The organism is Sphaerisporangium sp. NPDC004334 (genome assembly GCF_053602655.1).
In genome coordinates, this window is the sequence record NZ_JBSGDZ010000040.1 from 32,196 (window position 1) to 44,556 (window position 12,361).

At 68.0% G+C, this 12,361-nt stretch carries 18 protein-coding genes; 7 read left to right on the top strand and 11 right to left on the bottom strand.

The features are described 5' to 3' along the window. Positions 1-153: 153 nt before the first annotated feature. On the bottom strand, positions 154-1,152 hold the full coding sequence (locus ACWEN6_RS36515; RefSeq protein WP_452576567.1) for an AraC family transcriptional regulator: 999 nt from the start codon (positions 1,150-1,152) through the stop codon (positions 154-156). 170 nt (positions 1,153-1,322) lie between these two features. On the opposite strand from ACWEN6_RS36515, the gene ACWEN6_RS36520 reads away from it, so the two are divergent. After that, positions 1,323-2,297, top strand: coding sequence for an NADP-dependent oxidoreductase (locus ACWEN6_RS36520; protein ID WP_452576568.1), 975 nt, complete (start codon positions 1,323-1,325; stop codon positions 2,295-2,297). Between the two features lie 278 nt (positions 2,298-2,575). Further along, the gene (locus ACWEN6_RS36525; protein WP_452576569.1) at positions 2,576-3,106 is read left to right on the top strand and encodes a GNAT family N-acetyltransferase; all 531 of its coding nucleotides are present in this window, start codon (positions 2,576-2,578) and stop codon (positions 3,104-3,106) included. Between the two features lie 99 nt (positions 3,107-3,205). Here ACWEN6_RS36525 and ACWEN6_RS36530 read toward each other — a convergent pair whose 3' ends face one another. Continuing rightward, entirely contained in the window at positions 3,206-3,655 is a 450-nt protein-coding gene (locus ACWEN6_RS36530; RefSeq protein WP_452576570.1) for a MarR family winged helix-turn-helix transcriptional regulator, read from the bottom strand. Between the two features lie 85 nt (positions 3,656-3,740). Here ACWEN6_RS36530 and ACWEN6_RS36535 point away from each other — a divergent pair, with 85 nt between their 5' ends. Further along, the gene (locus ACWEN6_RS36535; protein WP_452576571.1) at positions 3,741-3,899 is read left to right on the top strand and encodes a hypothetical protein; all 159 of its coding nucleotides are present in this window, start codon (positions 3,741-3,743) and stop codon (positions 3,897-3,899) included. Positions 3,900-3,976: 77 nt separating this feature from the next. Here ACWEN6_RS36535 and ACWEN6_RS36540 read toward each other — a convergent pair whose 3' ends face one another. Then, complete coding sequence (locus ACWEN6_RS36540; RefSeq protein ID WP_452576572.1) at positions 3,977-4,633, bottom strand: TetR/AcrR family transcriptional regulator; 657 nt, start codon at positions 4,631-4,633, stop codon at positions 3,977-3,979. A gap of 58 nt (positions 4,634-4,691) precedes the next feature. Between ACWEN6_RS36540 and ACWEN6_RS36545 the strand changes: the two genes are divergently transcribed. Both ACWEN6_RS36545 and ACWEN6_RS36550 read left to right on the top strand, forming a co-directional pair. Beyond that, complete coding sequence (locus tag ACWEN6_RS36545; RefSeq protein ID WP_452576573.1) at positions 4,692-5,522, top strand: SDR family NAD(P)-dependent oxidoreductase; 831 nt, start codon at positions 4,692-4,694, stop codon at positions 5,520-5,522. 296 nt (positions 5,523-5,818) lie between these two features. Then, on the top strand, positions 5,819-6,142 hold the full coding sequence (locus tag ACWEN6_RS36550; protein WP_452576574.1) for a nuclear transport factor 2 family protein: 324 nt from the start codon (positions 5,819-5,821) through the stop codon (positions 6,140-6,142). Between the two features lie 661 nt (positions 6,143-6,803). Here ACWEN6_RS36550 and ACWEN6_RS36555 read toward each other — a convergent pair. The 6 genes from ACWEN6_RS36555 to ACWEN6_RS36580 all read right to left on the bottom strand — a co-directional run bounded on the left by ACWEN6_RS36555 (position 6,804) and on the right by ACWEN6_RS36580 (position 9,916). Further along, a complete protein-coding gene (locus ACWEN6_RS36555; RefSeq protein ID WP_452576575.1) occupies positions 6,804-7,403 on the bottom strand; it encodes a hypothetical protein in 600 nt (199 codons plus the stop codon). A gap of 81 nt (positions 7,404-7,484) precedes the next feature. Beyond that, complete coding sequence (locus tag ACWEN6_RS36560; protein WP_452576576.1) at positions 7,485-7,805, bottom strand: helix-turn-helix domain-containing protein; 321 nt, start codon at positions 7,803-7,805, stop codon at positions 7,485-7,487. 104 nt (positions 7,806-7,909) lie between these two features. Next, complete coding sequence (locus ACWEN6_RS36565; RefSeq protein WP_452576577.1) at positions 7,910-8,368, bottom strand: tyrosine-type recombinase/integrase; 459 nt, start codon at positions 8,366-8,368, stop codon at positions 7,910-7,912. A gap of 797 nt (positions 8,369-9,165) precedes the next feature. After that, positions 9,166-9,342, bottom strand: a complete 177-nt coding sequence (locus tag ACWEN6_RS36570) for a hypothetical protein (protein WP_452576578.1) — start codon at positions 9,340-9,342, stop codon at positions 9,166-9,168. Then, a complete protein-coding gene (locus ACWEN6_RS36575) occupies positions 9,339-9,572 on the bottom strand; it encodes a hypothetical protein (protein ID WP_452576579.1) in 234 nt (77 codons plus the stop codon). The genes ACWEN6_RS36570 and ACWEN6_RS36575 overlap by 4 nt, the downstream gene beginning before the upstream one ends. Further along, the gene (locus ACWEN6_RS36580; protein WP_452576580.1) at positions 9,569-9,916 is read right to left on the bottom strand and encodes a hypothetical protein; all 348 of its coding nucleotides are present in this window, start codon (positions 9,914-9,916) and stop codon (positions 9,569-9,571) included. Before ACWEN6_RS36580 ends, ACWEN6_RS36575 begins: the two co-directional genes overlap by 4 nt. On the opposite strand from ACWEN6_RS36580, the gene ACWEN6_RS36585 reads away from it, so the two are divergent. Next, positions 9,906-10,403: a hypothetical protein gene (locus tag ACWEN6_RS36585; RefSeq protein ID WP_452576581.1), complete on the top strand. Its 498-nt coding sequence runs from the start codon at positions 9,906-9,908 to the stop codon at positions 10,401-10,403. The genes ACWEN6_RS36580 and ACWEN6_RS36585 overlap by 11 nt on opposite strands. Positions 10,404-10,416: 13 nt before the next feature. Here the strand turns inward: ACWEN6_RS36585 and ACWEN6_RS36590 are convergent, their stop codons facing one another. Together ACWEN6_RS36590 and ACWEN6_RS36595 are read right to left on the bottom strand one after the other, a co-directional pair. Beyond that, the gene (locus ACWEN6_RS36590; protein ID WP_452576582.1) at positions 10,417-10,557 is read right to left on the bottom strand and encodes a hypothetical protein; all 141 of its coding nucleotides are present in this window, start codon (positions 10,555-10,557) and stop codon (positions 10,417-10,419) included. A 287-nt stretch (positions 10,558-10,844) separates the two neighbouring features. Then, entirely contained in the window at positions 10,845-11,282 is a 438-nt protein-coding gene (locus ACWEN6_RS36595; RefSeq protein WP_452576583.1) for a tyrosine-type recombinase/integrase, read from the bottom strand. A 477-nt stretch (positions 11,283-11,759) separates the two neighbouring features. Here ACWEN6_RS36595 and ACWEN6_RS36600 point away from each other — a divergent pair, with 477 nt between their 5' ends. Continuing rightward, positions 11,760-12,248 (top strand): CAP family protein, encoded by a 489-nt coding sequence (locus tag ACWEN6_RS36600; RefSeq protein WP_354853184.1) that lies wholly within the window; start codon positions 11,760-11,762, stop codon positions 12,246-12,248. Positions 12,249-12,361: the final 113 nt, after the last annotated feature.

Here is a 12,361-nt window from a genome sequence, read left to right on the forward strand (position 1 = left end):
GTCAGGCGGTTCGAGACACCGAAGGCAGCGCGTCCCGCCCTCTCCTCTGACATGCCAAGGTCCGCTGAGCCGGCATGGTACTAGATCATCATGTCGGTCGCGTCCACGGACCGGCGCCTTCGGCGATGGGGTCGCGGATGAATGCGGCCGGTGTCAATGGGAGGCCGGGGCGTGGGCGAGACCGGAGTCCGCCGGTTTCGGCTGGTGGGACGAGCGGCTGTCGCGCCGGTAGCGTCCGGGCGCGAGGCCGAGTTCGCGTTTGAACGCGTTGGCGAAGGCGAACTCCGAGCCGTACCCCACCTGTTCTGCCACGACGCTCAGCGGAGCGTCGGTGTCGCGCAGCAGCCGCATCGCGGTCGTCAACCGCCACCAGGTCAGGTAAGCCAGCGGTGGCCGCCCCACGAGCGCTGTGAAACGACGGGAGAAGGCGGCCCGCGACAGTCCCGCGTGTGCGCCCAGGCCGGCGACGCTCCAAGGGTGCGCGGGATCGCGATGGATCGCCTCAAGGGTGGCGCTGATAGCCGGGTCGGCGAGCGCGGCCGCCCATCCGGTGGCCCCGCCGCCCACCGGTTGATCGGCGAGCCATGCCCGCAGGATGTAGAGCAACAGCGTGTCCAGCAGAGCGGGCACGAGGGCGCCGATGCCCGGCTGGGGCTCTTCGAGTTCCGCGCGGAGCAGATCGACCGCGGCGCGCAGCCGGGGATGGTGCCCGGGCCGTGCGGGCAGGTGCAGCAGCGGAGGCAGATCGTTCAGCAGCGGGTGAGCGCGAGCGGCGTCGAGTTGGTAGGCCCCGCACAACGTCACCGTGACCGGGGAGCCGGCGCGCGCCCGGCCGGCCGGTGCGGCGGCATATCTGCGTTCGAACCTGACGTCCTCCTGCGGGTCACAGACGTGGTCGGCCACGGGCGTGGACGGAGCGTCGGCCAGGCCGTGCCGGCTCTCATGCGGAAGGAACACCACGTCGCCGACGGCCAGCGGGAAGGGGTCACCGTCTTCGGGGATGAACCAGCAGGGGCCGCGCAAGACGATCTGAAATCCCGCCGCTCCCGGCACCGTCCGGAACCACTGCCCCCACGGCACCGGCCATTCGACCAGGGCCGATCGCGGCTCACCGGTGCGCATCACGGCGATCACATCGCTCAGCACATCCATCCCCGGAGCCTAGCGACGCTTCTCACCGCCAAGACGCTCTCTTAAGAATCCGAGATGAACACGCATTGTCCGTCTCAGGCATCGGTCCTACGGTCGAATCACTCAAAGATCAGCAAGGAGCGGTACCCGTGCGGAGCGAGGGCCTGGTGCCGCTTCAGACAGGAACACTCATGACAGCAGAACCCGTATCGGGCCAGTCCGTTGACAGTCCGGGCGCGTCGATGATGGCGGCGCGCGTCCACGCCTTCGGCGGGCCCGACGTGATCCGCCATGAGCAGGTACCCCGTCCGCACCCTGGACCGGGGGAGGTGCTGGTGCGTGTGGCCGCCGCCGGGTTCAACCCCTCGGACGTCGGCTTCCGGGCTGGCATGATGCAGGACATCGTCCCGCATGACCTGCCCTTCACCCTCGGCTCCGAAGCCGCCGGGACGGTCGTCCGGACCGGAGACGGCGTCGAACACCTGAAGGTCGGCGACCACGTCGTCGGCCGTCTTGACGAAGGCGGCGCGGCGGCCGACTACCTCACCGCCGCCGCTGCCCGGCTGGTACGCGCTCCTTCCACGCTTCCGATCGCCCATGCCGCGGCGATCCCGGTCGCCGGCCTCACCGCCTGGCAGGGACTGTTCGAACACGCCCGCATCGAACCAGGCACCCAGATCCTCATCAACGGCGCGGGCGGCGGCGTCGGCATGTTCGCCGTCCAACTGGCCCGCCATGCCGGCGCGCACGTCATCGCCACCGCCGGCCCCCGCAGCGCCGAACGAGTCCGCGCCTACGGCGCCGAGCAGATCATCGACTACACACGGGTCCCGCCGCGTCAGACGCTGGACCGCCCGGTGGATCTGGTGTTCAACCTCGTCCCGATACCGCCCGAGGCCGCGGAGGCGCTGTGCCGTGCCGTCCGTCCCGGCGGTTCGATCGTCTCGATCACCATCCCGGTGAAACCCCCGGCTGGAACCGGCGTGACGGCCACGCACTTCGTCGCCCGCAACGACCCCGCCCAGCTCGCCGAACTCATCACCCTCATCGACAGCGGCATGGTGCGCGTGGACATCACGGCAGCCCGCCCGCTCACCGAACTCCCGGCACTGCACCGCGACGCCGAGGGCGGCCACACAAGCGGCAAGACGATCCTCATCCCCTGAAGAAGAGCGCTCCGATACCCACCACCTTCATCCGCTCGGCCGCCCCGCGCCTTCGCCGCCCCGCGTACGCGGTCGGTGGTGCCGTCCTGGCGACGGCCCAGGCTGTGGGCTGCCGCCCGCAGTCTGGGCGTGGAACTTCACGTTGACCCCCGGCGACGGACGCCCGGCCCGGGTCGCCGGCCCGCCTCATCCACCTCAACCGGTCGGCGCGTCTGCTCGTCCCGGCGAGAATCGACAACGGTTCGGCTCGGCCCACCCTCGCGGGCATCATGGTAGCCATGCCAGAATTCGTCGATCCGACCGGCAGGTTGATGACATCGTTCCTGGCCGCGGTGGCGGAGTTCCGCGCCGACCACGACCATCCGGTTCCCTGGTTCGTCGATGACGTCGACCCGCGGGCTCTGGTCGACTCGGCGGCCTTCGAGGCGTACACCGCGCGCGTGCTCGGCGAGCGGAACCAATCGGGCGTACGGCCGGGATTCGTGCCCATGACCACCTTGTGGTGGGCCGACGGCGAGCACTTCCTGGGCAGATTGGCCATCCGCCACAGACTCACCCCGGCACTGGAGAAGCTCGGCGGTCACATCGGCTATGACGTCCGCCCCGGTGCACGCCGCCAGGGTCACGCGACGGCCATGCTCGCCGCGGCGCTGCCGATCGCCCGATCTCTGGGCATCTCCCCGGCAGCATTGGTCATGTGTGACACCACCAATACCGCATCGCAACGGGTCATCGAAGCCAACGGGGGACAACTGCTCGACGTCACCGAGCACAAGCGCCGATACCAGGTCCCGACCACACGGTCCTGATCTTCGCGACTGCCCGCGCGTCGCGCGGCGCGAAGACCTTCAGCCCCGCGAGGCCGGCGACGGCGAACTCGTCACGTCGCGAACGGGGCGGGGTTCACGCTAACGGCCGAGCATGCGCTGCAACAGCCGAGCGACCATCCGGCGCTCGTCCGCGTTGAGCCGGGAGGTCACGGGGGCCAAGGCGCGCTCGAGGTCCTTGCGGACCCCCTCGGCCAACACCAGACCAGCGGCGGTCATGGACACGTCGATGGCACGGCTGTCGACCGGGTTGCGAGCGCGCTGGAGGAGCCCGCGCCGCTCGGCCCGTTCGACCAGGCCGGACATCGTCGATCGTTCGAGCCCGAGGAAGTCGGCCAGCTCCGACATCTTGAGTGTGCGGTCGCGCAGGATGCCGAGGACCCGAAGCTGGGTGAGCGACAGGTCGTGCTCGGCGCCCACCCTGGTGAGCGCGCCCGTCACGACGAACGCGCACTGGGCGAGCGCGTCAACGATCGTCTCGCCGTCGGGCCGGGTCTCGGCGCCCCGCGTCGTGTGTGGTTTCACGCTCACCCGGCCAGCGTACTTGACTCAATTCGTCTTACGAACCATCCTTGAGATGATTCGTAATACCAACTATTCGGTCGGGAGCCCTGTCATGCGCGCAGCCGTCGTCACCTCGTTCGACTCCCCACCCCGCTACGGCGAGTACCCCGATCCGGTGGCCCACGGCAAGGACGAGGTGGTGGAGGAGATGTCGATCGAGGTGCGGCGGGTCACCGAGTTCGAGGACATCGAGCCCTACCTGACCAAGTAGCGCAGCGGCACATCCGGGTGGGGCCGCGCGTCCAGAGCGATGAGGTCGTGCGGCCCCTCTGAGGAACACCGCGTGCTCTAGCGGGCCAGGCGGTCCAGCAGCTCGCCGAGCAGCGCGCGTTCGCCAGGGGTGAGGTCGCCCGGGTCGTTGCCGACCAGCGCACGCAACGTCAGTGCGGCGCTCGCACGGGTCGCGGGGGCGTCGGCGGAGGGCGTGTGCAGGACTCCGGCCAGCGCGGCCTCGCGGACGCGTCCGGACAGCCTGAAGTCCGGCTCCGGCTGGCTGATCAAGGTGAGCGTGATGCCGACGTTGGCGGCAAGCACCTGTTCGGCGGCTTCGTCCGCTGGCACCTTGAGCAGGCCCTGGGCGGCGGCGGCGGTCAACCGCTCGCGCAACGCGGCGTGCGCGGGAGCGGTGACGGCGCAGGGCTTTCCCGGCTCGACGCGGCCGTATAGCAGCCCGTAGAACGACGGGTGCTCCAGCCCGAACCGCACGTGCCTGTCCCAGCCCTCGCGCAGGTCGTCCAGCGGGTCGCCAGAGCTCTCGACCGCCGTGTACTGGGTGAAGCCGTGGTTCAGCACGGCGTCGATCAGGCCCTGCTTGCTGCCGAAGTGGTGGTACAGCGTCGGGGCCTGCACCCCGGCGCGTTCGCACACCGCCCTCGTGGCCACCGTGCCGCCGCCCTCCAGCAACTCCGCCGTGGCGAGCAGGAGTCGATCCCGTGCGTTCTGCATGGTTGCTACAGTAGTCCATATAGCGCTACATTGCTCGCTATAGCGAGAGGAGAAGTCCATGAGGACTTGGTTCGTCACTGGTGGGACGCCCGGAGGGTTCGGCCTGGTCTATGCCGAGGCTGCACTGGAACAGGGCGATCAGGTGGTGGTGACAGCGCGTCGGCCCTCTGAACTGCAGGAATGGGCTGAACCGTACGGCGACCGTGTGCTGGTTCTCCAGCTCGATGTCACCAATGCCGAGCAGGTGCGTGCGGCGGTCAAGACGGCAGAGGAGCGGTTTGGCGGGATCGACGTGCTCGTCAACAACGCGGGCCGTGGCTGGTTCGGCTCGGTCGAGGGGGCCCCTGACGAGACGATCCGCCGCACGTTCGACCTCAACCTGTTCGCCGTGGTCGAGGTGATGCGCGCGGTCCTGCCAGGTATGCGGGCACGCGGCGACGGCTGGATCGTGAACATGTCGTCGGTGGCAGGCCTCGTCGGCGCACAGGGGTTCGGCTACTACTCGGCGGCGAAGTTCGCGCTCGAAGGACTGTCGGAGACACTGCGCCATGAAGTTGAGCCGTTCGGTGTGCGCGTGCTCGTCGTAGAGCCGGGAGCGTTCCGCACCAAGGCTTTCGCCGGCTTCCAGAACGAGCCCGTCAACGAGACCGTCGACGCCTACGTGCCGCTGGTCGAGGGCGTCAAGGCGGCGTTCGTGGAACATAACGGCAAGCAAGCGGGTGACCCTGAACGCGGAGTGCAGGCCGTGATCAGCGCGATGAACGCACCCGTTCCGCCGCAACGGATCGTGCTCGGCAACTCTGGCTACGACGTCGTTGTTGCGATGCACGAGAACGCACTCGCGGAGCTGCGCGCGAACGAAAAGCTCTCGCGCGGTGCTGACTTCTAAGCCTGTTGCCAGAAGTTGTGTCTGTAACTCGCGGGAGTTGACCTTGCCGCGAACGCGAGGAGCCTCGTCGAGGTGGATTGAGTTACCACACACAACCGACCCGACGAAGCCTTCATCAGTATGCGCCCCGCGCATGTCTATGCCGACTTGACCCCTGCTCGGCACCTCGAGCTGGTCACCGCGCTGCACGGCCCGTGACGGGTCGCCGCCCGCATCGTCATCGTGATGCCGAGGTGCTGCAGGGACGTGCCAGGACGCGCCCGCGTCCTGGCACCCGAGAAGACCGGAGAGCAGAAATGGACGACATCACCCTTCCCAAGGCTGTCGAGAACTTCATCGCGGCCACCAACGCGCACGACGCGAACGCGCTGGCCGCGGTCTTCGGCGACGGGGCCACCGTGCGCGATGACGGGACGACCTACGCCGGCGAGGCCGAGATCCGCGAGTGGATCCAGGGGCACCTGATCACCCCCAAGATCGTGATCACGCCGACCTCGTTCGCGGGCGACCGTCTGGTGGCCTCCGGGGACGGTGAGTTCCCCGGCGGGCCTCTGTCCTTCGCGTTCGTGTTCGGCATCAAGGACGACCAGGTCACCGACCTCGCGATCGACCCCGTCTGACTCATCACCGGCCGGGGCGGCCTGAGGGCTGCCCCGGCCATGAACAGAGGACCAGCCATGGGCACCATGGACGAATTGATCAACCCGACAGTGGTGACGCAACTAACCTAACGGGGGTGCTAGGTCTAGCAGGGCCGGCCGCTACGGATCGGGCGGTCATCGGGTATTCATGGAGCCATGGGTGGCCGTTCACGCCGTCGCCGAGACAGGCGACAGAGCCGGGTGTGGCCACTCATCATGTCGTTCTTCACGACCTTGGCATCGGTGCTGTCGGCCACTTCCGGCTGGGATGACGAGCCGACGCCCTTTCAAATCGCCAGCCTGGCCGCCTTCGCGGGACTGACCGCGTGGCTTGCCTACCGGGCTGCGGGCGCCCGGGGCAGTTCCCCGCCGCTGCGTGGTGTTGCCTCAAAAAGCGAGTCCACGGCCCCAGCCTCAAAGTGGGCTGGTCCGCACAGGTCATCGGACTTCCGAGGAGACGAGAGCGCCGACGGCGGGCACGTCGACGAGATCCGGGAACGATGGCCGTCCGTCGTTCCCGGTCTCCCCGCTGCGGCCGTCGGTGGCCGGCCAGACCCCGTGTAGTGCCGTGGCAGGCAACGAGGCCACGCTTCCCCGGCGGCGCGAAATCACCTCAATGCGGGAGTTGCTTTGGTACGGCTCAGCTTGGGCTCACCCAGTGCGCCGTGACTCCGGTGCGGCCGTCTTCGTTGCTAGCGATGGAGGCCGAGCCGGCCTGCGGATGGATGCGGGCCGCGTGGAGCGTCACGACGTCCCCGGCAGCGAAGGTGTGCGCGAACGTCTGTCCGGCGGTAGCTTGGATTATCTGATTCGGGCCGGCGATGCCGGTCACGGCCTCGGTTCCGGGGATACGCGTGCCGTTCTTGAACAACGCTGTGCGGATGTACATCGCCCCGCTCGTTGTTGGTTGAACGATCGGGCGGGCGTGATAGGAGAACTCCCACACGCCGGGAAAGGGAATCGTGAGTGCCGGGACCTCGGAGATTTGCTCGTAGACGCGGTCGGCACCGGTGAGGACGTGGTTGAAGGTGAGCGGATCGGTCTGGACCCATTCCTGGCCTCCCGATCGGGAAGCCACGGTGGCCGTGGACGCGCGGGCTTTGCCGGAGACGTTCGGCGTCTCGCCGGCGTAAGCCGGTGCGGCCATGAGGGCCGTCAGCAATGCGCTGCCGACGGCCGCGTTGACGACGGCGATTGACCGTCTGGATCGAGCGTGGGTTCGGGTGGTTGCTGCCCGCATGGAGATCTCCGTATCTGTTCCCGGCGACGAGGCTGCTGCGCGCCCGCCGGGTACCACATGTCACTGAATCATTACCATGCGTTACCGAACATGTCGATCATCAGGCACCGTGCGGTGCGGCGTTGGCCAGCGCTGTCTGAAGCCGACGCTGCGTTCCTCCGCCCTCGATAGAGGTGCCGGCACAGCCTCGGGCTCAGCAGTGATCAGCTCGCTGATCTCGCACTGGAGTACCGCGCAGAACGCGTCCAGTTCTTCAGGACGCAGCACGTTGGGCCGACCCGACCACAGCCCGGACATCTTTCCGACGCTCATCTCCACGCCGCGCTCGGCGAGCATGCGTCGCAGCTCGCTGGCCTTCCAAATGCCTCGGTTTGCCGCCGCCAGGCGCAAGTTCCACTTCATCGAATCAGCCCTTCCCACCGTTGGGCGGCACGTTGCTGGCCGCGCATGATCGCGTCCTCGATGCGGGTTCCGTGCAGGTGGACATAGCGCATCGTTGTAGAGATTTAGAAATGTCCAAGGAGCTCCTGGACTGCGAGGATGTCCACGCCCGCCCGGTAGAGCTGGCTGGCGCAAGAGTGCCCCAGCACGTGCGAGGTCAGCTTGCCCGTCCAGCCTGGCAAGTGCCGGTCGACCGCCGCCGCCAACGCGCGCCGGACGACATCAGTGCCTGCGCGCGCTCCCGGTCCATCAATCTGCCGACGCTCCGAGGGAAACAGCGGCGCGCCCGGCAGGGTGTGGTCGGTGTCGAACTGGCTCCAGACGTCCTGGACGAACCACGTCAGCACGCTGTCTGCGCCGTTGATCAGCGGAACCATGCGCTGCTTCGGCCCCTTCCGGCGGGAGCCTTTGCCGTGCCGGACATTGAGCTTGCCAAGGCGCCCGAGCTCCCAGCGCACGTCGTCCAGGTCGAGCATGCAGGCCTCGTTGATCCGCAATCCCACATCCGCAGCCAGGCGAGACACCGCGTAGTTCCGGGCCGCTGGCGCGAACTTGCGGCAGGATGCCAGCTCTTCGCGCAGCCGGCGAACAGCTGCTCGATCTCCGCCTCGGTCGGCGGGATGCGGATCTGCGCAACGACCGACATCCGGGGGCGGTTCATCTCATCGATCGGGCACTCGACCACGCGGCCCGTCAGCTCGTGCAACTCGACCTTGTGACGCAACTCCAGAAACTCGAAGTAGGTCACCAGCACCTGGGCCCGCGCCGCCCGGGTCGCCATCGACGCCTTGCGCAGGACAGTGCCGAAGTACCGGTCCGCGTCCTTGGGTTCCATCTCCCACAGCGGTCGGTCGAACCAGTCTCGGATCAGCTGGAGGTGGCTGACGTCGCTTCGAATCGTGCTGTCGGCCAGCCCTGCGGAGAGTCGCGCGAGGACGAACTCGGACAGCACGTCCAGCTCGAAGTCGGCGAGTTCCTCTTCCGTCGCTGGCCCTCTCACGTCCCGCAGAGGCCGCACCACCGCCAGCGTCGACTCGCCCCCTCGATGTTCACTGTGGCTGAAACATCTTCAACCGGGGCATGATCCTTTCATCCAGAATCGTCTCTCTTCGAGTCGATCTAGAGACCATCTTGTATCGGTGCACGCGGGGATGCAGGTGCGGTGATGCCTCATCTGGCCACACATCAGCCCAAGGGAACCGATCGTCTATTGCCTAGGACGGGCCGCGTTGAGCGACGAAACACCCCGCCTCGGCGGGCCGGGGCGGGGTGGGGACTCGATCTGTAGTCCGGGTCACGCGCCCGGCCGGTTGGCGGTCATCTACGCGACCCACTCGGCCGAGTGGGTGACGCCGATGTAGTCCTCGAGTTCGGCCGGCGGCAGGCCCTCGTCGTAGAGGCCGGCGCGGATCTCCTCATCGTCGCCGCAGCACTGCTCGCACCCCTCGATGTGGGTGACCATGTCGCGGTTCTCGGCGGCGGTGTAGCGGTGTGTCATGCGCCGGCCCCGGTGTCGCGGGGGTCGGCGACCCCGTTGTTCTCGATCGCGTCGGGGGTGATCTCCTTGGCGTCCCACAGATCGATCAACAGATCCTTCATGCCGTCCCGGCGTGCGGCCATCCACATCTCCTCCGCCAGGTCGTCCACGCGGTCCTGGTCGCCTTTCTGGACGGCTTTGACGATCAGGTCGGTGAGCTCGTGTCGCAGGCTCTCGGTGTCGCGTGTCACCGTGCGGCCTCCGTCCGTGCGGCGCGGGCCCAGCGTTCGTGGGCGGACTGGCGGGTGATGCCGACCGCGGCGCCGATCTCGGCCCACGAGTGCCCGGCCTCACGCGCGGCGAGCACCGCGGTGTTGAGCCGGGTCTGGAAGGCACTTGATGGTGGGCGACGTGAGCGATCCCCCGGAACGACTCGTAGCGAATCTACGCCGAAGCGGTATTTATGCGCTGACCACACACAGCGGGGGCTGTGTACTGATGTTGTCTTGGGCCACTCGGTCTCAAGCACATCATCAGGGGGTTTCTTCATGTCCGCATCACAAAACTTGCGCCGCACCATCGCGATGACGCTCACCGCGATGAGCTTATCGGGGATCGGCGCGGTGATCGCCTCGCCAGCTCACGCCGAGGTGTTCAAGGAGCTGGAGTATCGGGGTAACAACGCCAAAACGGTGCTCACGGCCTCCGCCAACTTCAACGGGTCAGATGTCGTGCTCAAGAGCGACACGAACAGCAGCTTCGGTCAGTGGGCGCAGACGGCCACCGTCTCGTCCGGTGGCGGTCAGAGCGCCTTCATCTACACCCTGCGGGCCAGTATCGACAGCGGCGCTCCGCTGTGTCTGACCGCCAAGAACACGGTGGACGTCATCGTGGCGACCTGCAACAACACCGACAGCCAGAAGTGGTTCCATCCGACTGCCGTCGCGGGCCCGGGTGGCACCCTGCCGACGAAGAACGTCCAGACCTTGAGGCATCTCGGCCAGAGCCAATCGACCAGTGCCGTTCCCTTGTCGCAGTTCGCCCAGATCGGAATCCACTTCTGGGCCAAGCGCACCGTCTGACCGTCTTCGGGTGTCAAGACCCAGACCGCAACGTCAGCCGATCGGCGCCGATCAGCGTGTCGAGCCGGTCGGACAGCAGGCTGGTGTAACGGGTGACGGCATCCATGCCCGGCACGTCCGCCGGCGCGGTGAAGCCGCCGTCGCCCGGCTCCACCGCCCGGCGTACGTCGACCTGCTCAGCTCACCACTCGACGTACGCCGGACGGTGAGCTGAGCAGCTCGCGCAGGCCCATCAGCGCGAACACGTTGGGCCGGCACCCTCTCTCCAGCGCTCTTACCGGATAGGGCGTGTGCAACCGGCCGGTTCACCACACAGGCCGCCGTCCAGGTGGGGGCTCATCTACGCCCAACGCGAGCCGGGACACCCATGGCCAAGCCTAGGTACCTAGGTGCTTGCCTATGCAAGGACCTAGGTGGCCACCCGCCCAAGTGGGTGGGCTTCTACAGCCCCGTGACGGGGTTGTCGGCCCAGCGGTCGCCCTCTTCGAGGTAGCCGAGCAGGGCGCGGGAGCCGTCGGCCCATCCGCCGTGGCGGCCGATGCGCTCCAGGTTCGCGCCGGCGCGGCGGGCGGCGGTGGCGAATCCGCGGCGCAGCGAGTGGTCGGTCCACCGGCCCTCCAGGCCGGCGGCCGCGGCGATGCGGGCCACGACGTCGGCGATCGCCTCAGGGGTCATCCGGCCGTCGGGGACGGCCGCGTCGGCCTTGCGCGGCCGCGCGGCCGGATCCTTGGCCAGGGCCAGGCGCTCGCGGTAGCCCGACAGCACCTTGCGGGCGCCCTTGGTCTGCGGCGGGTCGGCGTCGGCGGCCTGGTGCATGATGCGGATCGCGGCCAGCGCGCGCTCGATGGACGGCGGGGCCAGCGGCTGGCCGGTGCGCACCGAGGGCGCGACGGTCAGATGGGTGACGTACTCGGTGACGGTCTGAGCCGTCGCGGGGATCGGGACGCGGCCGCGCTCGGCGCACCAGGCGAGGAACGCGCTCCAGTCGCGGGCGTAGGCGCGGCGACTCCGGCACGCCGGCCTCGATGGCGGCGCGGGCCGCGGCGCTGAGCGACAGATCCGCCTCGCTGTGCCCGCCGAGGGTGAGCGGGCCGGTCGGGCGGGGTGCGAGCACGGCCACTGGTGTGCCTCCCGGGGCGGATGTTGACTTTTGAGAAGGAACAATCTTGAGGCGGTGGCTAAGTGTCCGATGTCGGACACGGACTGTATCTGGCGGATTTGTGCAGGCGGCGGAGGATGAGCAGGGCGGCCGAGGTAGAGGTCGCCCTGCTCATCCTCCGCCGCCGGTATGGAGCCACGACGTGTAGCGATCGTGATCCGGACCGGCGTTCCCTAGCGCTGTTCGAAGGATGTCTCATGACAGGAACCCGCCCTGCCCTGCCCAACGCCACCACGCCGGAATTCCAGGCCGAAGCACTCGCCGAAGCCAACGCCTACCGCGCCAAGCACCACGCGCCGCCCATGGTCATGGACCCGGAACTCAACGCCTATGCGTTAGAGCGGGCTTCCTCCCGCTCTGAGCAGGAAGGACTCAAGGCCGGTCACACCGGCCTGCGCACGCAGACGGGCGAGAACATCTTTTGGGGCGGCGACGCTGAAGCCCTGCCCGGATCGGTCGCGGTCAAGAAGTGGTACGACGAGATCGCCGCCTACGACTTCGCCGCCGCCCAGTTCTCATCCGGCGCCGGCCACTTCACGCAACTGGTCTGGAAGGCCAGCACCAAGGTCGGCATCGCGCGCGTCGCGGGGCAGCCAGGTGAGTACTTCGAGACGTACATCGTGTTCGTCTTCGAGGAGCGCGGAAACATGCAGGGCGCATTCGCGGACAACGTGCTGCCCGCCTGACCGGCTGATCAGTTCCATTCGGTACCCACCACGGAACCTCTCTCCGGCCGATGCCATAGGACTCTCGTCGGGTGGCAGCTCGCCCTAGCTACAGGAGGTCCAGGCCGCCGTGT

Bases quoted from the DNA above. Each gene is read 5' to 3' on its own strand.
- ACWEN6_RS36515 (WP_452576567.1), bottom strand. From the start codon at position 1,152: ATGGATGTGCTGAGCGATGTGATCGCCGTGATGCGCACCGGTGAGCCG.
- ACWEN6_RS36520 (WP_452576568.1), top strand. From the start codon at position 1,323: ATGACAGCAGAACCCGTATCGGGCCAGTCCGTTGACAGTCCGGGCGCG.
- ACWEN6_RS36525 (WP_452576569.1), top strand. From the start codon at position 2,576: ATGCCAGAATTCGTCGATCCGACCGGCAGGTTGATGACATCGTTCCTG.
- ACWEN6_RS36535 (WP_452576571.1), top strand. From the start codon at position 3,741: ATGCGCGCAGCCGTCGTCACCTCGTTCGACTCCCCACCCCGCTACGGC.
- ACWEN6_RS36540 (WP_452576572.1), bottom strand. From the start codon at position 4,633: ATGCAGAACGCACGGGATCGACTCCTGCTCGCCACGGCGGAGTTGCTG.
- ACWEN6_RS36545 (WP_452576573.1), top strand. From the start codon at position 4,692: ATGAGGACTTGGTTCGTCACTGGTGGGACGCCCGGAGGGTTCGGCCTG.
- ACWEN6_RS36550 (WP_452576574.1), top strand. From the start codon at position 5,819: ATGGACGACATCACCCTTCCCAAGGCTGTCGAGAACTTCATCGCGGCC.
- ACWEN6_RS36555 (WP_452576575.1), bottom strand. From the start codon at position 7,403: ATGCGGGCAGCAACCACCCGAACCCACGCTCGATCCAGACGGTCAATC.
- ACWEN6_RS36560 (WP_452576576.1), bottom strand. From the start codon at position 7,805: ATGAAGTGGAACTTGCGCCTGGCGGCGGCAAACCGAGGCATTTGGAAG.
- ACWEN6_RS36570 (WP_452576578.1), bottom strand. From the start codon at position 9,342: ATGACACACCGCTACACCGCCGCCGAGAACCGCGACATGGTCACCCAC.
- ACWEN6_RS36585 (WP_452576581.1), top strand. From the start codon at position 9,906: ATGACGCTCACCGCGATGAGCTTATCGGGGATCGGCGCGGTGATCGCC.
- ACWEN6_RS36600 (WP_354853184.1), top strand. From the start codon at position 11,760: ATGACAGGAACCCGCCCTGCCCTGCCCAACGCCACCACGCCGGAATTC.